The organism is Elusimicrobium simillimum (assembly GCF_049639735.1).
In the GTDB taxonomy this organism is placed as follows: domain Bacteria; phylum Elusimicrobiota; class Elusimicrobia; order Elusimicrobiales; family Elusimicrobiaceae; genus Elusimicrobium; species Elusimicrobium simillimum.
Genome location: NZ_JBEVVA010000003.1, coordinates 514,711 through 537,974, shown reverse-complemented (window position 1 = coordinate 537,974; position 23,264 = coordinate 514,711). Strand labels below are relative to the sequence as shown.

The window sequence follows — 23,264 nt, the reverse complement described above, 5'->3', positions numbered from 1 at the left end:
TTTTACTATTTTAAAACCTTTAAAGCTATAGCTGGTTTAGCTTTAAAGCCGCCACCCGGCTGATAAAGTTTTCCTGCTCAAAAGCCGCTATAGCCTCCAGCTGTTTTTTAGCCTCTCTGGGCTTTCCCAACCCCTTGTAACAAAGATATTGAATATAAAGGGCAAGCTGGTTGTCGGAGTCTTCTTTAAACGCCTCTTGCGCCAAGCTAAGCGCCAGGCTATACTCCCCGTCCTGCACGTTCCAAAGCGCTTTTACCACGGTGCCCTGCGGCTTGCCCTGCAAAGCAATGGCTTTATCTATAAACTCGTAGGCTTCGGCCTTATGCCCCATTTGCCTGCTTATGGCCGCCGCTAAAAATAATCCGTCAAAAGACTCTCCTTCCTTTTCCATAAACAACGCCACATACAAAAGCGCCGCGTTATAATTGCGCTGCCTGTAGTAACAAAAGGCGTACTCCTGGTAAATTTTTGTCTTATTTTTAGCGTTTGTCCTAAAATACTTCTGGTAAAATTCCTCAGCCTTAGAAAAAAAGCCCTCACTCATATACGCCCTGGCCAGGCCTAAAAGAGCCTCCTCATTTTCCGGCGCTATCTCCAAAACGCGCTGGTATATTTGAGTGCTGTTTTGTATAAGGTCCGTCCGCTGGTACAAAGCGCCCAATTTTAAAAGCAGCTGCTTATTTTTGGGGTGCATTTCAACGGCTTCCAAATATGTGTTAAGAGCGGAGTCTAAGGCCCCTATTTTCTCATAACAATCCCCCAGCAAAATATAGGCGCGCACCTCACGTCTTTTAACGGTGCCCTCTACTAAAAATTCTTTAAGTTTGCTTATGGCGCCATGATAGTTTTGCACGGCGTACTCCGCGCGGGCCTCGGTCAGTTTCTTTTTTTCTTTTTTGGCAAACGGCCATATGGCGGCCTGTACCGATACCGCCTGAAAAATAAAAATAAACGCCATCAGCAAACTGATTTTATTCTTCATATTGTCTCATGTTAAAAAGTATCAAATCTTCCTGCAGCGCGGGCAGGTTTTTGTACATTTCTCTTACGCCAAGCTCGCCCGCAACGGACAGCATGTCAAACTCTAAAACAGGTATATTCGCGGCCTTTGTTCTTACCGCAAAGTCCGCCTTGGCTAAAGATTCTTCCGTTAAAATAGCGCCCCTGATATCGCCAATTCTAAGCAAATAAGCCGCTATTGTCTTGGGCACAACACCGCTGTAATCCTGTAAAGGCAGCGACGCTATCACATATTCCGCCCCCAAGTCCCTCACAGCGTCTATGGGCAGATAATCCACCACGCCGCCGTCAACAAGCTGGCGCTGGCGGTATTCCACCGGTTCAAACACGCCCGGCAAATTCATGCTGGCGCGCACGGCTAACGCCACGGGGCCGGAGGTAAACATTATTTTCTCCCCAGTTTTAATATCCATAGCGGGGCAGGCAAAGGGGATGACAAGATCCTCAAATGTTTTATTGCCAAGTTTATCTTCTAAAAACTCTTCAAATTTTTGGGACGTGGGTAATTTGCTGCCGAATATAAGCCTGAAAAGACCCGTAAAACTAAGATCTGTAGTGACGTTTTGCAGTGTCATGGTTTCACCCATAGCCCACACGTCTTCCACAGGAATACCCGCCGCGTATGCGGACCCTACCACAGAGCCCATTGACGTGCCTGTAAGCATGTCTATAGGGGTATTTGCGTCTTTAAGCACTGTAATCACGCCGATATGCGCAAACGCGCGCGTACCCCCCGCCGAAAGAGAAAGCCCCACCTTTGTTCTTTCTTCTTTGGGTTTAAGGGTAAATTCTTCCCACAAAAATTCGCGCAGCAGCTGGTCCTGCATGTCTATGTCCATAGACAGCGCGGGTACCGCCAACAGCAGCGCAAACAGTAGTGTGAAGTATTTTTTCATAATAAAATAGGGGGTTTGCTAAGACTATAAATCCTGGCCTATGGCCCATTCTAACCTGGACTTAGACATAAGGTTCTCCCTCACCGCCTCCAGGTAAGAATAAGATGTTTTTTGATAAGCGTCTAAAGCGTTTAAAGAGTCTAAAGAGTATTCCCCCCTGCCCTCAAGCCTCTTAATTTCTTTGGTCAAAGCGTCCAGCGCTTCTTCCCTATGCGCTACCTCGTCCTGCCAAAATACAAAAGCTTCGTAGTTGCCTGACACCTGCAGCCTTATGGTGTCTTCCAGGTCCGCACGGCGAAGAGCGCTTTGTTTTTGCTGCGCCTTCTTTTGTTTGGGCTGGGTTAAAAAGCCGTAAGAAAGCGGCAGCCTGACGGCAAGGCTGACCTGTTTATTAGTTTCGTCCAAAGAATCCGCGCCCACCTGCTCATAGGTGCCGCCCACAATAATATCGGGGTACTTTTGCCCCAAGGTAATGTTTGTGGAAATGTCGTACATCTCAACTTCATATAAAGCCGTTCTGAGTTCCGGCCTGAACTGCATGGCCCATAAAGTCATTTTAGGAAGTTCGTTTGTGTATTTAACAGGGCGGAAGTCGCCTTTTATTTTAATCTCGCTGTTAAGTTCTTTATTAAGGCCCTTTATCATTTGCAAATGCGCTTGGGAGTATTCGTGTTTGGCGTTATTATATTCTATCCTAAACTTTTCAACCATAGACGCGACGCTTACGCCCTGCCAGCCTTTGTTGGATTGTTTTTTAGAATATTCTTTGGCGCGGTTGTAGCCGGCCTCGGTAAGTTCAAGTCTTTTTTGCGCGTAAAGCATGCGGTAAAAAGCAAGCTTAACGCTTAAAATAACATTGTTTTTTTCCGTCTCGTATTTGCTTTGTTCTTCTTTAAGCTGCGCTTTGGCAAGTTTAATTGTGCCTGATATTCTGCCGCCGGAATATAAATATAATACCGCCGACACCGTGGCGCCGTAAAAACTGTCGCCGCTTTTATCAACGGATTGCGGGCCTATTATTCTAAGCCCCATTGCGTCGGGCAAAACTACGGGGTACTCTAAATCATAATGTGTGGCCGTAGCCAGCAGGTCAAACTGCGGCAAGCGCATAAAATTGGCTTCTCTTACACGCTGGTTGGCTATTAAAATGCTTTGCTCGCTGCTAAGCAGTTTTGTGTTGTTTTCCAAGCCAAGCCTGATGGCCTGCTCCAGAGTAATATCGGCCGAAGGACTAAAGCGGCTGTAATACTCCTGCGCGGGCGCGTAAGCGCAGCACAAGCATAAAATAACAGGCAAAACCAATTTCTTCATACTACCCCTCTTTATTGTCAGCGGGCAAGTCTTTTTTATTTTTATTTATTTCCGCTTCCATAACATCCATCATGCGGTTAAACTCACGCTGTAAATCTGTAAAATTATCGCCCTCGCGCAGGTGCACTCTTTTGGCAAAGTTACCGCCCGCAATATCTTTACATGTAACTTCAAACCTGTAAATAGGCCCCGCCAGCTTATGCGACAGCATAGCCGCCACAAGCACGACTATTACTAAGTAAATTGCTATTTTAAGCAAAATACCTATTGTTATAGGCACAAATTTATCATACAACGGCTGCAGCATCATAGGATACTCTGAATAAATACCCTGCATGGTTGTAAGCACTTCAAACGCCATAAGCGACAGCCCTATAACCACGCTTATAACAAGAAGCAAAATATATTTAAGCTGCAAATCTCTTTTAATAAAAAGAATGCTTCTTTTAAATTTTGGGTACTGCTTGGGTGGCTGCCCTGCCTGCGGCTGGGGTTGGTTGTTTGTCTCTGCCATAAATTACCGCCTTAAAATTAAAAGTTTGCCTTGTATCTTACCTGCAATACTCTTTCAAAGGTGCTTTTGTGCGTCATGTCGCGCGCTATTAAGTCCAGGTCGACAGAGTCTGAAAGATAAATTCTTATGCCGGCGTTTAAACGGGAATCGTCAATAGTATGCACATTGTCCCACTCAAACATAAGGTTAACTTTATCTTCAATATTAAAATTAGCGCTGCCAAAACCAAATACGTCAGAACTGTCAAAGTCAGACACGTTAACACCCGCGTGCAGTTGCAAGTTAGGTATAAACACTTCGCGGCTGAGCACTAAGTAAGCGCCTTTTCTGTCATGTTTATAGTCGTCTTCGTCTCTGTCATAAAGGTATCTTCTGCCGTCGTAACCTATGGCTATTGCGGGCAAGTATAAAGAGCCGTCGTAAATTTTGTATTTAACCTGAAAGTCAGGCGTTAAAACTTTTATAGGCGTTTCATTGCCCAGCAAGTTTTGCGCCGCTATTGAGAACCCGATATTAAGCCTGGGGTATATGCCAAAATCCACGCTGGCCATAACGCTGTTCTCCGTATAAAACCTGGTGTTAAGCATGGTGGAGTAATGGTCCAAAGTTTCGGCCGTGGGCACGTCTATTAAAATATTGTCTTTGTGTAAATCCTGCGCGTACGCGCCGCAGGCAAAAATAAAAGCTGCTAATACAAATAAAAATTTCCTCATCACACTCTCCGTTATCTGATAAATATTCTGGGGTCTTTAACCGCGGGTTTTGTAATTAATCTCATAGACTCTACGTTTATTGTTTCTTTACCCGGTATAAAGTCATTGCGGTCGCGCGGGATTTCTAACACTACCACCCCTTTAGAAATTTGGCTTACGTCATGCACTACGCCTTGCGCCCAGCGGTCAACCGAACTTTTAGTTAAATCTTTAGTATTGTTAAGGTCGTAGATAACCACATCGCCTTTTTTAAGTTCGTTTACATCCACAGGCTCTGTTTTAAGAACAATGTTTTTAACTTCCTGTGTTTCGCCTTTGCCGGGGCCGTTTAAATATTCAACGGTGTAATAACCTTTGTCGTTAATATCTTTTTTAAGTTTGGCAAGGTAGTAGGTGGCAAAAAACCTGCCGTCGCCGCTGTAGGGCGCCATAACTTTGTTTCTGAAAATGTTTTCAACTTCCTGCTTGCTGCCTGTGCGGTTGTAAGGTTCTTCGTCCTTATTTTGTGAAACGCACGCACCCAAGGCGGCGGCTAAAAATAAACAAATTGTAAATTTACTTAGTAATTTCATGTTACCTCCCGTAAATATCGTTACCGTCTAAATCTAAAGCTACTTTAAGGGGCATATCACACACTTCCAGCTTATACACAGCTTCCGCGCCTAACTCCGGGTATAAAACACATTCTGCTTTTGTTACCTTAGACGCTAACAACGCACCCGCGCCGCCAAGCGCGGCAAAGTAAACTGCCCGGCCTTTTATAGCGGTTTTTACGCCCTCACCGCGCGGCCCCTTACCTATAGTAGCAATTATACCGTTTTTTTGGGTAAGTTTGGGCGTAAATTTGTCCATCCTACCGCTGGTTGTCGGGCCCATACTACCCACAATTTTACCCTTAGGCGTTGGCGCCGGGCCGCAGTAATATATTACCGCGCCGCGTAAAAAAGGATATTTTTGTTTATCTTCAAGTAATTTTGCGTGCGCTTTATCACGCGCCGTATAGATGGTGCCGGTTAACAAAACATCGTCGCCCGTTTTTAATTTTTTTAAAGCTTCAAGTGTTAGCGGCGTGTTTAATTTTTTCATAAAACAACCTCCGCGTGCCTGTGTACATGGCAGCCTATATTAACGGCAACGGGCATGCTGGCCATGTGGCAGGGGGCGTACTCAATATTAACAGCCATCGCCGTGCTTACGCCGCCAAAACCCTGCGGGCCTATGCCAAGTTTATTTATTTGTCGTAAAAGTTCTTCTTCCAGTTTGGCGTATTTTTTATTTTTATTTTTTTGGCCGAGTTTGCGGGCTAAAGCTTTTTTAGCCAGTAAAGCGCAGCCCTCAAATGTGCTGCCTATGCCAACGCCTACTACTATTGGCGGGCACGGGTTGGCGCCCGCGGCGCGTACAGTGTTTATTACAAAATCTTTTACCCCTTCCTCCCCCTCAGCAGGGGTGAGCATGGCAAGCTTGCTCATATTTTCTGCCCCGGCGCCTTTGGGCAGTAATGTTATTTTGAGCTTATTGCCTTTTGTTAAATTTATGTGGATTACGGCGGGCGTGTTGTCGCCTGTGTTTTTACGTTCAAACACAGGGTCGGCCACTACAGACGCGCGGAGATAGTTTTTTTTATAGCCAAGGCTGATGCCTTTGTTAATGGCGGCTTGCAGGTCACCTGAGATTTTGACTTCGTTGCCTATTTCCACAAATACCACTGCCACACCAGTGTCTTGACAAATGGGCAGGCGTTCGCGCTTGGCGATAGCGGCGTTTTGTTGGTAAAGGTCAAAAATATTTTTGGCTTCTTTAGCCTCGCGTTTGGCGCAGGCGGCAAAGCAGGCCAGTGTGTCGTTTGGCAAAATTATGTTTGCTTTGGCCGAGAGTGCCTCTACTGCTTTGGTAATTGCGGCGGCGGTAATTGTTTTCAAATTTCCTCCAGCGTTTCTTTTAGTACTTGGTCTAAAATTTCCTGCGGCGGCTGGGGGATAATGCCGGACTGCTGCATATGGTCAAAAAGTTTTTGCGTTACTTCAATATCCGCCTTGGCCCTTTGGTAAACCTGCTCTCCTGTGATGTTGGCCTTGGCTATGCCTTCTTTGGCGGCTTGCTCTGCCACGGCGCGGGCGACGGTGGGGTAAATGTCAGCCTCGCTCATGAACGGGGCTATGTTGTCAGGCGTAATGCCGCGCTGCTTAGCAAAGGCGGCTATAGCGCGGGCGGCGGCAAGCGCCATGCCGTCTGTAATTGTGGCGGCCTCGCACAGTAAAGTACCTTTAAGTATGCCCGGGAAACAGACCGAGTTGTTAAGCTGGTTGGCAAAGTCCCCCCTGCCGGTTGCGGTGATGAATGCGCCGGCTTTGTGTGCCTCGCTGGGGTAAATTTCGGGCACGGGGTTGGCGCAGGTAAATACTATTGGTTTTGCGGCCATGGAGGATATCCACTGTGATTTAATAGTGTCCGGCCCTGGTTTGGAAAATGCTATTACCACGTCGGCGTTTTTAAAACTTTCTTCTATGGTGTTTATGTTTGCCGGGTTAGTGGTTTGGCAGAGGTGCCATTGTTTGTAGAAACCTTTGTCATCTTCAATATCTTTGCGGTTTTTGTTAAGCGGGCCTAGGTGGTCTATCATAATTATATTGGCCGGTTGGGCGCCCAGCTGCATTACCAGACTGGCCGTCATGGTGTTAGACGCGCCGGCGCCGAAAAATACTATTTTGGCGGCTTCTATTTTTTTGCCCACCAGTTCAAGCGCGTTTATAAGGCCGGCTACTGTTATGGTTGCGGTGCCTTGCGCGTCGTCGTGCCAGACGGGTATTTGCGCGCGCTTTCTAAGTTCGTCCAGTACTTTGTAACAGTTTGGCTGGCTGATGTCTTCCAGGTTGATTGCGCCATAGCTTGGCTGGCACATTAGTACAAAATCTATTATTTTTTGGGCAGACGGTTTGCCGGATGCGTCACGTGAGTCTATGCATAAAGCGTGCGCGTCTACGCCGCCGAGTATCTTCATGAGTAACGCCTTGCCCTCCATTACGCCAAGGCCGCCGGGGGGCGTGCAGTCGCCGTCGCCAAGTACGCGGGTAGAGTCCGACACTACGGCTACTAAGTTGGCGCGGTTGCTGAGCGTGAAAGACTGCGCGTTGTTGTCACGTATGGCGGTGGATACGGCGGAAACACCAGGGGTGTACCACGCGTTTAACCAGGCTGGGCCCGGCACGGGCACCTTGGGCATTGTTGCTATCTTGCCGCCGTAGAGAGCGTGTGTTTTAAGGCTGAGTTTTTTATAAAAAATTGTTTTGGCTTTGGCGGCCGCGGCGGGGGCCAGCGCGGCAAAAAAAGAGTCTAAATTAGATAAATCTACGTTTAGTTTTGTGTTATTTTTATTAGGTGTGCTCATAGCTAAAGTCTACTAAAAATAAGCGGGGTGTTAAAGGGTAAAACTGATAGCCTTTGCTACGCAAAGCAAAACGGCCTAAGCGGTAGATGCCTACGGCGCAGCCTTGTGCTGCGCCTCAGCATGACAAACTTTTTTTGTTTGGGAGTTGATAGCAGTAATTTTGCATAGTAAACGCCAGTTGTAAAATAGCAGGCGCGAAATAAAGCGCCTGCTATTTGTAAGATTTACAGAAAGGTTAAAACAATATTTCTGTTCTAATCTTCAGAATATTTATACTTTTAAATTTGACTTTTTTATCTAGCGCCACACAGTAATGCTTCTGCCCTCTTTAAAGTCCTCATGCATTTTGATCTGATTTTTTTCGTCTAATATAATAACAAAAGCTCTCTTCTCTTTATAAAATGTTTCAGTATTATGCCCACACATATTTGTAGGTTTCCAACCAGGCATTTTTTTTATTACATTATAAAGTTCCTTGTTTGCATATCTGGGAAAATCGAAACCGTCACGTATCCAACTTTGCCCTGCTCCAACTGTTGGCAAATCTTTCCCTTTGTGAGCAGAAAGAGAAATATCAGATAATGTGCCGAATTCATCAATCCCAAACCAAACAAAAACCAGCAATCCTGATATACTTTCCTTATCAACAAACTCTTCATTTAAATAATCAACAATACCTTGCGCTCCTGCAGGATACTCTGCTTTTCGCCTGTCAAATAAATCTGGCCACACCAAGGGTATCGTATACTCTACATTTACAGGAGATCCTCCTTGCATTCCAGGAGTGACTCCTGGTAAAGACTCAAGAAGTCGTATAATTTCAGACTCTAGTTTAGGGTAATCTACCCCCTTTCTTCGAAATCTTACATCTTTTATTTTCCCTTCTTTCGTTACAACAAACTCCACAACATACGATGGCATTTGCTTATTATCCCAATCAATATCTAAAGAATCACAATCTGCCATGTTGTCTTTCATCCAACTAATGTAATCTTTAGGTAGTTCAGGCATTTGATCTACCGCGCGAAAAAACACGCTCTTGAGTGAAAGCATAGCTTGCGAAAATAAGTAGGCAAGCTGCGAATAGAAACATTTTTTTCATATTCAATCTCCTAATTAAAATTATTATGTCTATTTAATTAGATTAATATATTTAAAAATATAAAGCAACACTTTTGTGATATCAATTGCAAACAAAAAGGACTTAGTGAAACTAAGTCCTTTTATATTTAATTCTATTCGCTAATTCCAAGTGGAATAAATTCTTAAATTAATAGGGTAGCTATTTACCTGCGGGAGACACACTATTCACTTTCAAAGCCTGTTCCCCTTGATTCATGATAGCCTCACCTCTCTGTTGGAGAACCTTGTCATTTCTTAAAGATCTTCTTGCCATTGGGCCGTAAATAGTTTCAAGATCTCCTTTTATACTTTTTACAGAATCTTCAACAGTTGAAGTTAAATTTTTATTTTCATCTGTATTAACATCAAATGTTATGAGTTCAGTTTTTGATATATCCAAGAATTTAGTGGGTTCTATTCCAACCTCTTTATTAAGTTCTACCGCATTATTAGTTGTGGTAACCCAGAAGTAAGAGATATTACCAAGAGTGCTTTTGTCTTCTATATTAACTCTGGTCTTATCTGCTATATTTTTAATATCAGCCTGTTTTACAAGTATCCAATGCTCATTGTCTACCGCTGTATTACCTAAAGGGGTTACGCCTAATTTATCGACATCGGCCATTCTGCCGCCTGCCATACTGGCTCTTTCGTAATATGGACTTAAGTTATGGTTTGAATATGCTACCCAATAACACTTTTCCCCTTCAGGACATTTGGGTGTTTCAGCCTTAGGTTTTTTTTCTCCATCCACAACCTCTGATTCTATACTTTCAGCCTCTTTGCTGCCCTCAAGAATAGTAAAAATCATCTTAGGTCTGAAGAAGAAAGGGTCTTTCTCTAGATTTTTAGAATTAGGATCTTCCTTATTAGACTTACTATCCTCATCATTTTTATATTGGTTATTATTATACTGAGACCTTATCTCTTCTTTTAATTGTTTATCTTCAGTTTTTGCATATCCAGGTACCCACATAGTCAACATTCTATCTATAGAGTCCATTCTGATTGCATAAGCATCTTTCAGACTGTTAGGTGTAAAATCCTCTGGCTTTTTACAAGGCTCCTTTTGACATTTTTGTTCGTCATACTCTTCTTTATCCATGAACTCAACTTCGCCTTTGGCATTACGTTCAAGGCGTTCCAACGCGCGGTCTTGCATCATGCCAAAAGATCTTACAATTCTATCTGCCCTTTCTGCCTGTGCTTGCGAGATAAAAGCGTCCATTTTGTCTTTTTCGGTCATTTTGGTGCCGTCGGCTTTTAGCATTTCGCCCTCGGCAGCCATTTGCGCTTTTAAATCGTTAAAGATTTTTTGCATGTCGGCGCCAGCTTTGGTACCCGCTAAGTCGTCCAAGTTGCCGCCGTTGTAAACGTAGCTGAGTAACTCGGCATTGTTAAAGGCCTCTGGGCTTAAAGAATTAAAAGCGGTTGATGCGGCGCTACTGCCGCCTTGTCTGGCGGAGGCCAGGTTGTAGCCTGCCTCTACGCCTTTAGCAACGGTTTTGAAAAACGGGATACCGGCATACAAGCCGTCGGCATTACGGGACGCAATTTCGTCAGATATGCGGCGGCCTGTGACTAGTGAGGCCGGGTCTGCCTGCATGTCGGAGTCATACATGCCGCGGGTGTGGACGAGCGGGGCCTCCTGCTTGATAAGCACCCAGTTGCCGTCTTTATCCATAACCTCGGCCGTGCCGTAGTCGCCAGACGGCAGACGGACGCCGTCTTCTGAATAATCGCCGGTGGTTAAAGGTATGCCGCCTGTTGGGCCGCCCTCTAAACCTAAAGAGGCGCGCTGGGCTGCGGTAAGATTTTCCGGCTGGGCCTTATACCCCGGGCGGGCGGAGGCAAGCGCGTCGGCCGTGGCATTACTTTTGCCGAGGCCTAACATAGACGCTAAAAATTGCATGGCCTTTGTAAGCGGGTTAGAGCTGGCAATTTGCGGCGTGGCCTTTTTGCCGGAGGGCGTGCTGCTGCGCCTTAAGCTGCCGTCAAGCACGGGTAACAGTAAAAATAACGCTACGGCCAAAAGGCCTGTTAAAATTATAATTTTCTTTTTGCTTACTTTAGTTTTTTTGGTTTCTTCTTTCTTTTCTTCTTTGGTCATAATAACCTCCACCACTGGTACAAACAGTTATTAATTAAAATAAAAATAAATAATGTGCAGCTTCCAACGGAACCAGGTCCCTGGATAGGCTACATATATATTAATATATTAATGCGTGTATGGGTAAAAAACAAGTGATAAAAAGTACTACCCGCCAAATAGCGCGGTTAGGCTGTGCCAGCACTTTTGCAGGTAGGCGCCTATACCGGTGCCCTTCCTTTTTTGGGCGGGTACGGGCGGGTGGTAGCCGTTGTCCAGCATAAGAGTTTTAAGATAGTTAGACGGTATGGCAAAGTTGAGGTTCTGGTTTTCTTCCCCTTTATAAGTGGAAAACGCTACGGATACTACCTGCCCCTTGGCGTCAAACACCGGGCTGCCGCTGCTGCTGGGCGAGATAGGCGCGCTTATTTGGTGCCAGACAACGCCCTCCCTAATTAACCTGACCTGTGAGATAAGGCCGCTGGTAACTGTATTTTGCAATCTGCGCGGGTTGCCGATGACTGTGATAATGGCGCCGGGAAGGGCGTAGTCAGAATCACCCAAAACAACTGTAGGTAAGTCACGCGCGTTAATTTTGATAAGCGCAAGGTCAACAGCCTTGGACACTGCAACAAGCTGCGCCTCGTCCGACACAAGGCCTGTATTAAAGGTAACGTTCATGTAAATGGCGCCGTCTACCACGTGCCTGCTGGTGGCTATCAGCCCGTCGCTGCTGACGATAAAGCCCGTACCGTTAAATGTGCCGCCCTTGCTGTTGGCCACGTTTATGGTGACAACGGCGGGAGAGTACTCCTCCGCTATTTCTATATGAGACATAGCGGCTAGGGGAGCGGCAAGTAAAAGTAAAACGGGTATAAAAATATTTTTCATAAGGGTATTTGTAAGACTATTATTTATCATAATAAAATTACGCTAAAAAGTAAATTTATGTTAACCATAAATGTGCGCATAGACCGGCACCAGCGGCCAATGTACTTACCTGGGCAAAATAAAACTATATTTTCAACGATAAAACCAACTTATATTGTGAAGTTTGCTTAAAATATTCTATAATATATAAAGTTAAGCAAAGTAATTTGCAAGTGCGCCAGTTTTTTACAAGTGTGATAAGTTAAGATATAGTAAGATGTAGCGGCAACTTGCAAATGGGTATGTTTGAAGCATTTAGACGCGGTAACATGCATGCAGAGCCTATTTTGCTAAAAGATTTATGGTGGCTGTAGCTCAGTTGGTTAGAGCATCGGTTTGTGGAGCCGAGGGCCGGGGGTTCGAGTCCCCTCAGCCACCCATAGTCTTAAATTCCCTTGTTTTAGAGCTGAAAATGCTTATAAAACAAGGGTTTTTTTGGGGTTTGATTAAATTTTCTTCAAAATAGAATCCTTCCGGTGTAATCAAACCCTGTACTCTCTGTCTAAGGTCTAAATCAGCCTTATCCCATATTTCTGCAAGGTTATTTACAAATTCTTTAACGAAAGCCCAACCTTCCTCTAGGTTTGGTCCGTCCTCTGCTTCTGATATTAAAAGCTTCTTTTCATTTATTTTTAGTTCTATCTTTTCAATTTCTCTGTTTATATAATCCTCTTTTACTGTTCCTTTGGCAGCTAATCTTATTAAACGGCTCATCTCGTCCTCTAATGTATTGACTTCCTTTTTTACTGCATTTTCTACTGCTTGAATGTCCGCTGTTTGGTTTTTATAAGCCGTGATAACAAATTTTTCAAAGTAATTTATTTTATCCGCACTTATTTCAAGGCTTTTTAAATATTCTGAAAATGCAGGCTCTAAAACTTTTTTTAATACCCTGCTTTGCTTAGAAGAGCGACATTTGCTGCAATGATAATAGGGAACTTTCGGACGACCATTACCTTTGCCCGTAGCAGAACTAGCTGTCATATATTCTCCACAACTTAAACACCTCACATAACGTCTAAGAGGAAAGAGAGGATTATTTCTTTTTCTAGGAATTGCGTTTGGACGCTTGCCATGTAAAATATCTTGAACTTTATTAAACAACTCCTCGCTTATCAAAGGTATATGTGTACCTTTGATAGATTGGCCGCTGTTAACACCTTGTCTATCGGGTAATATTCCGCAATAAATTGGATTGTTAAGTAGTTTATTAAACGCCTGTGGGTAGCTTTTGAACCCCTCTGCCTGCAACATCCTTAAGACCTCCCTCTGCTTATAAACGCCTTTGCTCATTAATTCAAACGCTTTAACAATATATTTCGCATCTTCATTAGGGTATATTTGTTTTTTACCCATTGTATTAGGTTTCCGGTCATATCCCTTTAGTCTTCTAAAATATCTTCCGCTTAAAAAAGCTTGGGTATTTCCAGCCTTGGTTCTTTCACCATTCAACTCACTTTCAAACTGGTTAAAAGAACTATGAATATTTCTTTGCAATCTAGCAGCTGCATTGTTATCGTTGTTCCCATTAACATATAATATTCTAATGCCTATTTTATTAAAGGCTTTTTCTAATTGGTGTTCGTCTAAAACATTTCTAAACATTCTGTCTTGTTTTAGGCATATAACAGCGGAGATATCATTCCTTTTGTCAAAGCAAAAGCCCATTAAATTTTTTAGGGCAGTCCTATTTGTCGTTCTTCCGCTTTCGCCTTTTTCTATGAACTCTTTAGATATTAGAAAAGAATTTCGTTCCGCAAAACCCCTACATTGTCGTGCTTGTCCATCCAAGCTCTCTCCCTTAACCTGCTCTTCTGTTGAAACTCTACAGTAAATTACCGCCTTATTAGATGTTTTTTCGTTTTTATACATACGCATTTTCCTTTCTCACTTGTCTTCCTACTTATATATTCCGCAACGGCAATCTCGGCTAATTGCATAAATTGCTCATCTAAACTCTCCCTCTGTTCTTTTGAAAGGGGAGTGCTTTGTGTAGATGTGCAAATGCCTTGTACCTTTGGATATATATTTTCCTGCATATATCTAAAATACAAAGCATTAGGTTTGAAAATCTCGTTATGACCTTTAAAAAACCGTGTCTAAAAATTTATTTCTCCTCGTGAATAATCAAGAAATGGTTAAAAGCCCAGTCCACGCAATAGTGGCCTAGAATATACTGTCTTTTTATCCTGTCATTTTTGCTTTTTACAGCACGCCCTTTATTAATCCTTTTCCGCTAATCCGCACGATTCCGCACTCTATTTTTTCGCTTTGTCCACACGCATTTTTCGGGATTTAATTTTTAATGTTATTTTCCTACGTCTATTCAAATTATAATAACTTTTTTACCAAACATGAGACAATAATGCGTTAATTATCCTTTTTCTATGTGGATTTGTTTAATATTTTTGCAGGAAAATTAAAGCATGGTCAGCCCTTCTCTCCGTCAATCAGCACGACTCCGCACAACATTTTTGCGCTTTGTCCGCACACGAATTTTTGGGCTTTTAATTTTTTAATGTTATTTTTTACAGAAAAGGCAGTTATTTCTACAATAACAAAGCTACCTTTTTCTGTCTTAAAAGCTATTGCAAAACCTAGAATTTCACTTATTTTTAATAATCATGGGCGATTCATAATACTTTCTGCGTCGTAAAAATGACGATATTTTGCGCAAAAACGGCGTTATTTGCGACTTTTACACTATTTCAAGGCCATCTCCCTATCCCCCCTCTCTACGAAGTAAATATCGGTATTTTTGCAAAAAATAAAGGCAAAGGATTTTTTATTCTTTCCCCTGCCTTTTTAAACAAGCTATCTATTTGTTAATTTTTTAATTTGAATATTTTGCTTTTAAATCAGCTAATTCCTCTGCCTCTTCTTTGCTAAATTCCGCATCCCATAAAACTTTTTTTCCAGGTCCTTCGGCTTTTACTGCGAACACATAAAATACAGCTCCTTTAGGGTTATTTGCACTTCCCCATGGGCCAAAGGCGTTTGGGCCTAAAGCCATAGACTTTTTTTCTCCTTTTTGTAGTCCGCCAGATATTTCAAAATTAAAATTTTCCTCAAAATATGGAACTTCTCTTTTAGGGTCTTTTATAATGCCTTTTGCAAAAAATCTAGCAATAGTTTTATCCGTCTTATTTTCCATATCAAACTTTATTGTGGGTTGAGCCATATAAGGGTTGCTAGTATCTTTAGCGAACTTTGCATTAGTTATAATTATCTTTTTCAGCTCCTCACGGGCGTTATCAGCGGTTTCTTTTTTGGCTTCTAAAACTGTTATTCTTTCTAAAGCCTCTTGTTTTTCTTTCTCAAGTTGCTCTTTTTTTATTTGCTCAAATTCCGCAATTATCTGCTTTGCTGTTTTTTTGTCAAGGCGTTTGCCCATTTCAGCAAACATTTCTTTTTCTGAAAGTGCCTTGCCGCTAAAAGCATTCATCAATTGCGCTGCTGTAACTATTCCAACAATACCCTCAAAAGCCTCATCAAACTGCTTTCTCTGCTCGCCTTTAAGTGATTGCTGTATTTTTTCAGTAGAGGCTTTTAATGTATTTTCATTCGTCGCATCAAGTTTTGGTTCTCCACAAGCCCCCATAAATAAACAAGCGAGTAATATTACCACTATTTTTCTCATTTTTATCTCCTTAACTATCAATTTTATTTTTCTAACATTTTTAGTAGGTCTTTTACATCAACACTCATACCACCTTTAGATTCACTGTTATTACCCTTTTTACTTTCTTCTAGAAAGACTATAAACAAGAAATAAAATTTTCTAAACTCATACCTATTAGACATGCGATATAACCTTGCACTTTTGTCTTTCTTAGACTGTACTTGTAACCCATCGTCAAAGCCCTTATATAACATTAACTCGTTATATTTATATTGATGCGTTCTACTTTGTGCTGTAAAAATAATTCTTTTGTTAGTCAGTATAAAGTGTCCAATAGTTTCAACTTTGCCGTGTATATTTAGATATAAAACGCCTTTAAGGTCAAAATAAACAGCTTCTCCTTTTTCTGCTATAAAGCCTTCAACACTTATGGTTGGGATATTACCTTTTTCATATTCCACTATTGCTAAAAGGGCTTCTGCATTTAATTTTTCATGCTCCTCTTTTATTTGTTTTTCTTTTCTCTTTTTCAGTATTTTTTTTAAAATTATTACCCCCGCCACTATCCCGATTGCCATAAACCAAACTTTCCCATTTTCAAATCTGCTCAAGAAGGCAAAAACGCCCCACACTAAGCAAATCCCAAAATACGCCAATAAAAAGATTTTAATGTAACGCCATAACTTTTTCATTTTATCCTCTTCGTTTTCGCCTTATCTCGTGATTTTTCCACAAAAAAAGGCGATAATCATATTGAGGGTATCCAAACACTCAAATGAAAATCGCCCGCCATATCCCCTAAAGGATATGGCAAATGGCGACTTCATTTTCAGCTTGGATACCGACCTGTTAATTTCTTAACAAGTCTGTGCCGGTCCTACCGGCTCTAAAAACTCAGTCTAAATTTTTTACTGCTATTCTGTTATTTTTACCTCACTTCTATTTTATTATATAAAAACGAGGGAATTATTATTTCGGCCGTTCTTTCACCAATGTTTTATATTGCAGAGTATTACTCTCGGGCTTCTTATCATCAGTTAGCTCTGAAATATTCAGCTTTATTGGTAATTGTGTTGCCGTTCCACTAAAAATACAAGTTCCTATCGGAAGAGTAGGAATAGATTCTTTCGTGATTCTATCAATATAAGACACCGCATTTTCTATCATCATTAAATCTTTTTGGTTTACTAAACGATGTATAAAATAGTTATGAGCCTGAGAAATTATAGTCTCCGAAATGTCATTCGGTCTCTGGCTGGCTATCGTCAAAAAAACTCCAAACTTTCTTCCTTCCTTTATGATTTCTTCAAAAGTTTCAAGACGATAGTCTTTCCAACTTTCCGTCTCTCTTACGGACTCTTTTGACAATATATTGTGTGCCTCATCAATTATTAATGTTAAAGACTTAGAATTGCTTTCTTTTTTATGTTCAGAATAGAGTTTTTTTGATAATAAGAGTGGTAATATCTTTTTCATATCCAAATTAACATCATTCAAATTAAAAACAATAAAATTTGAATCTCCCCAAACATTAACATTCGTAAAAGAAAATATTTTAACTAGCCCCTGATAGTGTCTTCTAAATCTATTTATTACAGGATATATATGTTCGTTCTGCACTCTCCCGTCAAGTAAATCTCTTATTAGTTGGATATAAAGAAAAATAATTACCTTCTGGACTATATCCATATTATTAAAGAGCAAGTTGTTTATCTGTAAATACAGGCTAGAGGAATCTATTGCTTCCGGATGTCCATTAAAATATACCCTCTCTCCTTTTGTGTTGTTTACATAATAAGAATTGTTATTACCCGCATGCCAGTAAAGCTCACGTCTTGCGTCAGATATATTTATGCCAAATGAGGTATAGATTGAGTCAAAATAATCCAATAACAGGTCTATCTTGACCTTATCCGACATTAATAATATCTGCTTCAAATCCTTTTTCAATATATTCTGGAAATAAGCATTCTGCCGACTATTCTCCTCTGCGAGAACACTGCCTATAAATTTAATAGCTCTAGCAAGAAATGGTTTCTGAGTTTTGTCAGTTGCATCTGATAATATTGATAAAAGCTCCAAGTCCAAAATATCTTTTTCTAAAATGGGTATTTTGTCTCCCCCAGCCTCATTTCTAGTAGAAAGATTATAGACTTTCTTTGTGTGAATGATACAATTGGGTTTTTTATATTCGCCATTAAAGTCAAATAACGCAAATCGGGTATTACCTGTAAAATCATCATAATTTTTTGTAGCCAAAGAGGTTGTAAGAGCCTGATATAAAGAAGCCAAAGTATTTGATTTCCCACTCCCAGTATTTCCAAATATTGCGATGTGTGTATTAAAGAGGCCGTCTATAGGTATATCAACAGGCAAATCATCGGAATCACTTTTTGCGATTAAGATAGAGGCTTCTCCAGGTTTTAAAAAAGAATGGATAAGAAGGAGTTTTTCTCTGGTTAAAATATACGCTTCATTACCAACTAAAGGAAGTTCTTTTGTACCGCCAATAAATTTTTTATCTTTACCGATATATCCAAAAAGAGAGACTATGAGAACTCGTTTATTTTTATCTAGCAATTCATATTCTTTTCCATTTTGATTAATATAGGAAGTGTTCTCTATACGTTCTCCTTCAATCTTACCTATTATGCTTAAAAATCCTTTTCGTATTTCTATAAAACTATTAACAGCCACATTCTTTATAATCTCGCCATCAAAAAATATGTCAGATGAGTTTTTCTTTTTGGAAACTTCAACAAATACTCTCCGCCCCTCTACCTCATAAACTTCGCCAATTTTTAGAATTGCTTCCTTTTCTAGTCTTTTCATATCAAAATCCTATAGCGAAGAATCTATTATTTTTGTTGCCATATCAAAGCCTAAAGGCTTATCTTTTAGAGAAATTATATTGACATTGCTGGATTTCTCAAATATTCTCTGAAATTTGATAATATCTTCTTCGCAATAAGCAAATAGAAAAACATGTAATGTCGGATTTCCCAAAGCTCTTTTTAGTACCTCTTCCAAATGCGTGTCATTAAAACCGAATCCGCAAATAAACAATACCGTATTTTCTTTTTCTAACTCATGCGAAAAAATTCTGATTAAATCATAATAATTATGATTTAATACTGTGTCTTGATATTTTATTGTATCGGGAAAAACAACTGAAACCTGACTATTGAATTCTTTTATTCTTTCAATATTATCTTGCTCTTCGGGAGAAAGAGTTTTAAAATCTGTAGAAAAAATAATTTTATTATCACCATTATTATCGGGAATTAACCTCCACGACAATGAGCCATGAAGCTTGATTAAATTTATTGAAGGAATATCTACTTTGAAATCAAAAAAACTTCCACTATGGCAAGTATAATTAAAAAATTCTTTGTTTGAAAAAATATATTCTTTCTTTAAACTCGTGTTTCTATGGAAACCATCATTCAAATATATATCCCCTAACTCTGCTGCTGCTTGTTCAATAAAGAGGTCATAATTAGTAGAAAAAATATTGGCTTGCTTATGCATAATGTTGGTTTTTCTCTCAAATAAAACTCTGTTTACAACGTTAATAAACGATTTATAATGTCCTAAAACCTCTTTTGTAGTATCAGCTATTTTCCCCTTATACAACTCTTCGTTAACACTAATAATATCCTTTAAAAAAGCATATTGTTGTTTTTGAGCTTCTTCCTGATTTTCGTTTTTTAACAATTCGGTAAGTTTCTTTTCTGTCTCACTATTATATGGAATTGCTTTAACAGAACATCCTGCCCCCAAAAGAAAGTTGATATTGCAGGATTGCAATCCTTTAAAAAATAGTCCTGTCAAAACATTCAAACTCTTATCATCTTCTACAATTATTAATTTAGCCATTTATAATACCACTTTTATAAAGTTATCTACTGCATAGTTATTATATAACTTTATAAAAAGATTGTCGGTATTACTGATTGACTAGTTATATCCATATAGTTTAAATAAAGTTATGGAGTCTGTTCTATAGATAAAATTTGACCTTGATTCTCCAGTAAGGGTATTACAAACTCTCTTATCCCCAATACAAGTCTAAATTCGGCGGTTAGGGTTTGAATTAGCAAAGAGTTTTGACCCTTTTGATTTATAATACAACTTTTACCGTCTGAGGCGTTAGCCACAGGCGGTATTTTTTTAATATTAACCAAAATTTTAATCTATATTATAAAAAAAATTTAATCATATTATATTTAAAATTTAGTATATTTTATCTATGTTTTATATTATAGATAGTTCTTATCAATATTAATTTTTCAGGAGATTTTTATGAATAAAGCAGGTTTTTCTAAAGAATACCCACAAAATTTCTTTTTAAATGAACAAAAATTAAGAAAAATAATTGATGTAATAACAGATCACACTAAAAAATTAAATACGCCATTTCGTATTCAATACAAAGTTTTTAGAGATAATGACTCCTTCTATGAAAGCGAAAGCCTTGATGAGCTCCTTTCAGATGATAACACTCTTTCAAAAAAAATTAGAAAAATTTCAATATATTTATATATAACGGAACCCAAAAAAGAAGAAAAAAACGAAACAAATATTCTTGCGCTCTCTTTTGGAAAAAGGAGAGAAATTCCTATTCTGTTAGATGTGGAATATTCAAATAAGCAGTGGTGTTTTATATTGCTGGATGATTTGGACACTCAAATCAAACGAACTTTAAAGAATTCTTTTCACTTTTCAGGAACAATTTTTGGAGCGATTGATGTGCTTGCATTTTTTTTACTAACAGCACTAATTATAGCATTGGCAATTTCTAACGCTATGATAAGCATACCTGAAAATATTTTCAACTTGCCATTAGAAGATAAAATAGATTATTTAATAAGAGCGACCGCCCCATTTAAACCTACCAACAAGTTTTCAATTTTTGCAGGAACTCTGCTTGGGATTATCCCTTTTTCTTTTTTGGTATTCTCACCAATTTCAAAAGGGTTGAAATTTTTTTCTTCTTCAACTTTTTATTGGGGAGACGAAAGGGTGTACTTTGACAAAAAGCAAAAGATAATAAATTATATTTTTTTTGGAGTAATACTCACCATTATAATAGGAATAATTACAACTTTTATAACAAAAAAAATCGGATGGTAGATATAGAAAGATGAAGATTTGCTATAATCATAGCGGTTTCCAGCATTTCTATATCTGATATGATTAATTATATAATCATCTATCTTTATCTACTTTTATATGCAACCACATATAATAAAACAGCACATTTTTTATTTTAACATGTTCTGAAAAAAGCAAATTGCAGTTTATATACACGTACCCCTATTTGATTTATATTTTGTATACAATATATATATTAACCCAACACATAATCCCATACAAATGACTAACAAAAACGCCGGGGCTACCCCCGATATATTAAAAGGGCTAAATCAAGCCCAGTTGGCAGCCGTTACCACTACGGAGGGCTTTGTGCGGGTAATAGCCGGGGCCGGTTCCGGCAAAACCAGGGCACTCTCGCGCCGCTTTGCCTACCTGGTTAATGAACTTGGCATACTGCCGGGCAATATTTTATGCGTTACTTTTACTAACAAATCCGCCAATGAAATGCGGCGTCGCATCCACAACCTTACCGGCGACAATGACACAGGTTATATTAATACATTTCACGGTTTTTGCGTATCGGTCCTGCAGGAGGACAGCCACGCTGTGCAGTACCCCAAAAGTTTTTTAGTACTGGATAATTCCGACATAGACTCAATGCTTAAAATTATCTATGAAGAACGCGGTCTTACACTGCGCAACAAAACGTTCAGCCAGGCGCGCGACATGATAGAAATACGCAAACTTTTTAAAGAGCCGCAGTATTACCTGGACATGATTACAATGTCTTTAGACACTCTTAAAGAAAAATACCAAAACGCCACCGACGCCGATGATATTATATTCTACGGCTACCTCTACCAAGAAAAAAAGTGTTTTGGGCTGGATTATAATGATTTAATCAAGTTTTCCCTATATATTTTTGAACAGAACGAAGCTATTAAACTAAAATGGCAAAAGCGGCTTGAGTACATTATGATTGACGAGTTTCAAGACATAGACAAGCTGCAGTACCAGCTTATGGAAGTGCTGTGCGCGCACCATAAAAACTTATTTATAGTGGGCGACCCGGACCAAACTATTTACACCTGGCGCGGCGCAAACGTGCGTTACCTGCTGGACTTTGACAAAGTTTTCCCGGGCGTTAAAACAATTATCATGACGCACAACTACCGTTCCGCCCCGCAAATACTGGCGGCGGCAAACTCTTTAATAGATAAAAACATCCACCGTATTAAAAAGGACCTTATCCCCACATTACCCGGCGGCACACCCATACTGTGCCACCACGGCGAAACGGCCGAGGCCGAGGCACAGTGGATAGTTACCCAAATTAAAGAACTTCACAAAACCGGCGTGCCTTACCGTGATATCACGTTACTTTACCGTGCGCACTATATTACCCGCACGATTGAAGAAGTGTTTTTGAAAGAAAAAATACCCTACACTATTTACAGCGGCGTGCAGTTTTTTGGCCGTATGGAAATTAAAGACGCGCTGTCCTACCTGCGTATAATAGTTTATAAGGATGACCTGTCTTTCCTGCGCATTGCCAATACGCCTAAGCGCAATCTTGGCCAGCGCCGCATAAAATTTTTGCAGGATTACGCCGCCGCAAATAATTGCTCGCTTTATAACGCGCTTGTGGCAAATACGGAGGATGAAAATTTAAAAGGCACCAAAGCGGCCGCTTTTATTAAATTAATAGAATCTTTTGCCGCCGCTTATGCCCACCGCCCTATATCAGAGGTACTTTCAGCCATACTTGATGAAAGCGGGTACGAAAAAATGCTCCGCACCGAGGGCGGGCAAGACCGCCTGGACAATTTGGCTGAGCTTAAACAATCCGTTTATGAATACGAAACCTCCTGCGGGGAAGAGGCCACGCTTGAGCATTACCTTACGCACGTGGCCATGTTTACCAACCAAGACGCCGATGATAACCGAGACAAAGTAAAAATGATGACGGTGCATTCCGCCAAAGGGCTGGAGTTCCCGCACGTATTTTTATGCGCTATGAACGAGGGCGTTTTCCCCACCAGAAAAACCGCTACGCTTGAAGGTATGGAGGAGGAACGCCGCTTGGCATTTGTGGCGGTGACAAGGGCAAAAAAAGCTTTATATTTGTCTGAGGCCGAGGGCCGCAACTTTGACGGTTCTTTCCGCTACCCGTCGCGCTTTGTGCTTGATATTGACCAGGATTTGCTTACCTACACGCATAAACCTAAAGAAGGTTTAATTGCCGAGGCTAAAGATATGATAGCGTTTAGCTCCCGCTATTTGGCCCAAGAGCTTAAAAACCCTATTTTTGCCAAAGGCCAGCGTGTGCTGCACGCCGTTTTCGGCCCCGGCACAGTTACAGCGGTTGATTTGGAAAAGGCCGCCTATGTTGTAGAGTTTGAAAACATCGGCACACCCCGCGTAATATCCTTCCGCGCCAAACTGCAAAAAATCTAATTACATTCAGTTATTACACTAAAATATAATTTTTATTTACAATATATATTAGATAATAAAAATATTGTATAGTTTATAAATTAGTAATTGGGTATAAAAATA

At 40.4% G+C, this 23,264-nt stretch carries 19 protein-coding genes and 1 tRNA gene; 3 read left to right on the top strand and 17 right to left on the bottom strand.

Annotation, left to right across the window (positions count from 1 at the left end):
• Nucleotides 1-25: 25 nt before the first annotated feature.
• From AAIR98_RS03225 to AAIR98_RS03170, 12 genes are all read right to left on the bottom strand, one after another.
• Nucleotides 26-982, bottom strand: coding sequence for a tetratricopeptide repeat protein (locus AAIR98_RS03225; protein ID WP_423970816.1), 957 nt, complete (start codon nucleotides 980-982; stop codon nucleotides 26-28).
• Nucleotides 972-1,916, bottom strand: a complete 945-nt coding sequence (locus AAIR98_RS03220; protein ID WP_423970815.1) for a patatin-like phospholipase family protein — start codon at nucleotides 1,914-1,916, stop codon at nucleotides 972-974. Before AAIR98_RS03220 ends, AAIR98_RS03225 begins: the two co-directional genes overlap by 11 nt.
• 24 nt (nucleotides 1,917-1,940) lie before the next feature.
• Complete coding sequence (locus tag AAIR98_RS03215) at nucleotides 1,941-3,227, bottom strand: TolC family protein (protein ID WP_423970814.1); 1,287 nt, start codon at nucleotides 3,225-3,227, stop codon at nucleotides 1,941-1,943.
• 1 nt (nucleotide 3,228) lies between these two features.
• Nucleotides 3,229-3,741: a methyl-accepting chemotaxis protein gene (locus AAIR98_RS03210; RefSeq protein WP_423970813.1), complete on the bottom strand. Its 513-nt coding sequence runs from the start codon at nucleotides 3,739-3,741 to the stop codon at nucleotides 3,229-3,231.
• Nucleotides 3,742-3,758: 17 nt separating this feature from the next.
• Nucleotides 3,759-4,454, bottom strand: coding sequence for a hypothetical protein (locus tag AAIR98_RS03205; protein WP_423970812.1), 696 nt, complete (start codon nucleotides 4,452-4,454; stop codon nucleotides 3,759-3,761).
• A gap of 11 nt (nucleotides 4,455-4,465) precedes the next feature.
• Nucleotides 4,466-5,026, bottom strand: coding sequence for a tudor domain-containing protein (locus tag AAIR98_RS03200; protein WP_423970811.1), 561 nt, complete (start codon nucleotides 5,024-5,026; stop codon nucleotides 4,466-4,468).
• 1 nt (nucleotide 5,027) lies between these two features.
• Nucleotides 5,028-5,540 (bottom strand): FumA C-terminus/TtdB family hydratase beta subunit, encoded by a 513-nt coding sequence (locus AAIR98_RS03195; protein WP_423970810.1) that lies wholly within the window; start codon nucleotides 5,538-5,540, stop codon nucleotides 5,028-5,030.
• Nucleotides 5,537-6,376 carry a fumarate hydratase gene (locus AAIR98_RS03190; protein ID WP_423970809.1) on the bottom strand — a complete coding sequence of 280 codons (840 nt, stop codon included), beginning with the start codon at nucleotides 6,374-6,376 and terminating at the stop codon, nucleotides 5,537-5,539. The genes AAIR98_RS03195 and AAIR98_RS03190 overlap by 4 nt, the downstream gene beginning before the upstream one ends.
• Complete coding sequence (locus AAIR98_RS03185; RefSeq protein WP_423970808.1) at nucleotides 6,373-7,842, bottom strand: NAD(P)-dependent malic enzyme; 1,470 nt, start codon at nucleotides 7,840-7,842, stop codon at nucleotides 6,373-6,375. The genes AAIR98_RS03190 and AAIR98_RS03185 overlap by 4 nt, the downstream gene beginning before the upstream one ends.
• A 297-nt stretch (nucleotides 7,843-8,139) precedes the next feature.
• Entirely contained in the window at nucleotides 8,140-8,853 is a 714-nt protein-coding gene (locus AAIR98_RS03180) for an energy transducer TonB (RefSeq protein ID WP_423970807.1), read from the bottom strand.
• A 271-nt stretch (nucleotides 8,854-9,124) separates the two neighbouring features.
• Nucleotides 9,125-11,074, bottom strand: a complete 1,950-nt coding sequence (locus AAIR98_RS03175) for a hypothetical protein (protein ID WP_423970806.1) — start codon at nucleotides 11,072-11,074, stop codon at nucleotides 9,125-9,127.
• A gap of 147 nt (nucleotides 11,075-11,221) precedes the next feature.
• A complete protein-coding gene (locus tag AAIR98_RS03170) occupies nucleotides 11,222-11,944 on the bottom strand; it encodes a S1C family serine protease (protein WP_423970805.1) in 723 nt (240 codons plus the stop codon).
• 343 nt (nucleotides 11,945-12,287) lie between these two features.
• Here AAIR98_RS03170 and AAIR98_RS03165 point away from each other — a divergent pair.
• Nucleotides 12,288-12,361 (top strand) — tRNA-His (locus tag AAIR98_RS03165).
• Here AAIR98_RS03165 and AAIR98_RS03160 read toward each other — a convergent pair.
• The 5 genes from AAIR98_RS03160 to AAIR98_RS03140 all read right to left on the bottom strand — a co-directional run bounded on the left by AAIR98_RS03160 (nucleotide 12,353) and on the right by AAIR98_RS03140 (nucleotide 19,484).
• The gene (locus AAIR98_RS03160; protein ID WP_423970804.1) at nucleotides 12,353-13,855 is read right to left on the bottom strand and encodes a recombinase family protein; all 1,503 of its coding nucleotides are present in this window, start codon (nucleotides 13,853-13,855) and stop codon (nucleotides 12,353-12,355) included. The two genes, AAIR98_RS03165 and AAIR98_RS03160, sit on opposite strands and share 9 nt — an antisense overlap.
• A gap of 961 nt (nucleotides 13,856-14,816) precedes the next feature.
• Nucleotides 14,817-15,623: a DUF6694 family lipoprotein gene (locus tag AAIR98_RS03155; RefSeq protein WP_423970803.1), complete on the bottom strand. Its 807-nt coding sequence runs from the start codon at nucleotides 15,621-15,623 to the stop codon at nucleotides 14,817-14,819.
• Nucleotides 15,624-15,646: 23 nt separating this feature from the next.
• Nucleotides 15,647-16,297 carry a hypothetical protein gene (locus tag AAIR98_RS03150; RefSeq protein ID WP_423970802.1) on the bottom strand — a complete coding sequence of 217 codons (651 nt, stop codon included), beginning with the start codon at nucleotides 16,295-16,297 and terminating at the stop codon, nucleotides 15,647-15,649.
• A gap of 277 nt (nucleotides 16,298-16,574) precedes the next feature.
• Entirely contained in the window at nucleotides 16,575-18,437 is a 1,863-nt protein-coding gene (locus tag AAIR98_RS03145; RefSeq protein WP_423970801.1) for an ATP-binding protein, read from the bottom strand.
• A gap of 9 nt (nucleotides 18,438-18,446) precedes the next feature.
• Nucleotides 18,447-19,484 (bottom strand): SIR2 family protein, encoded by a 1,038-nt coding sequence (locus AAIR98_RS03140; protein ID WP_423970800.1) that lies wholly within the window; start codon nucleotides 19,482-19,484, stop codon nucleotides 18,447-18,449.
• 426 nt (nucleotides 19,485-19,910) lie between these two features.
• Between AAIR98_RS03140 and AAIR98_RS03135 the strand changes: the two genes are divergently transcribed.
• Nucleotides 19,911-20,741 (top strand): hypothetical protein, encoded by an 831-nt coding sequence (locus tag AAIR98_RS03135; RefSeq protein ID WP_423970798.1) that lies wholly within the window; start codon nucleotides 19,911-19,913, stop codon nucleotides 20,739-20,741.
• Nucleotides 20,742-20,984: 243 nt separating this feature from the next.
• Nucleotides 20,985-23,162 carry an ATP-dependent helicase gene (locus AAIR98_RS03130; protein ID WP_423970797.1) on the top strand — a complete coding sequence of 726 codons (2,178 nt, stop codon included), beginning with the start codon at nucleotides 20,985-20,987 and terminating at the stop codon, nucleotides 23,160-23,162.
• Nucleotides 23,163-23,264 lie beyond the last annotated feature (102 nt).

Coding starts and splice junctions, on each gene's coding strand:
- AAIR98_RS03210 (WP_423970813.1), bottom strand. CDS start 3,741: ATGGCAGAGACAAACAACCAACCCCAGCCGCAGGCAGGGCAGCCACCC.
- AAIR98_RS03180 (WP_423970807.1), bottom strand. CDS start 8,853: ATGCCTGAACTACCTAAAGATTACATTAGTTGGATGAAAGACAACATG.
- AAIR98_RS03140 (WP_423970800.1), bottom strand. CDS start 19,484: ATGGCTAAATTAATAATTGTAGAAGATGATAAGAGTTTGAATGTTTTG.
- AAIR98_RS03130 (WP_423970797.1), top strand. CDS start 20,985: ATGACTAACAAAAACGCCGGGGCTACCCCCGATATATTAAAAGGGCTA.
- AAIR98_RS03185 (WP_423970808.1), bottom strand. CDS start 7,842: ATGAGCACACCTAATAAAAATAACACAAAACTAAACGTAGATTTATCT.
- AAIR98_RS03220 (WP_423970815.1), bottom strand. CDS start 1,916: ATGAAAAAATACTTCACACTACTGTTTGCGCTGCTGTTGGCGGTACCC.
- AAIR98_RS03225 (WP_423970816.1), bottom strand. CDS start 982: ATGAAGAATAAAATCAGTTTGCTGATGGCGTTTATTTTTATTTTTCAG.
- AAIR98_RS03205 (WP_423970812.1), bottom strand. CDS start 4,454: ATGAGGAAATTTTTATTTGTATTAGCAGCTTTTATTTTTGCCTGCGGC.
- AAIR98_RS03215 (WP_423970814.1), bottom strand. CDS start 3,227: ATGAAGAAATTGGTTTTGCCTGTTATTTTATGCTTGTGCTGCGCTTAC.
- AAIR98_RS03150 (WP_423970802.1), bottom strand. CDS start 16,297: ATGAAAAAGTTATGGCGTTACATTAAAATCTTTTTATTGGCGTATTTT.
- AAIR98_RS03145 (WP_423970801.1), bottom strand. CDS start 18,437: ATGAAAAGACTAGAAAAGGAAGCAATTCTAAAAATTGGCGAAGTTTAT.
- AAIR98_RS03195 (WP_423970810.1), bottom strand. CDS start 5,540: ATGAAAAAATTAAACACGCCGCTAACACTTGAAGCTTTAAAAAAATTA.
- AAIR98_RS03175 (WP_423970806.1), bottom strand. CDS start 11,074: ATGACCAAAGAAGAAAAGAAAGAAGAAACCAAAAAAACTAAAGTAAGC.
- AAIR98_RS03155 (WP_423970803.1), bottom strand. CDS start 15,623: ATGAGAAAAATAGTGGTAATATTACTCGCTTGTTTATTTATGGGGGCT.
- AAIR98_RS03170 (WP_423970805.1), bottom strand. CDS start 11,944: ATGAAAAATATTTTTATACCCGTTTTACTTTTACTTGCCGCTCCCCTA.
- AAIR98_RS03135 (WP_423970798.1), top strand. CDS start 19,911: ATGAATAAAGCAGGTTTTTCTAAAGAATACCCACAAAATTTCTTTTTA.
- AAIR98_RS03160 (WP_423970804.1), bottom strand. CDS start 13,855: ATGTATAAAAACGAAAAAACATCTAATAAGGCGGTAATTTACTGTAGA.
- AAIR98_RS03200 (WP_423970811.1), bottom strand. CDS start 5,026: ATGAAATTACTAAGTAAATTTACAATTTGTTTATTTTTAGCCGCCGCC.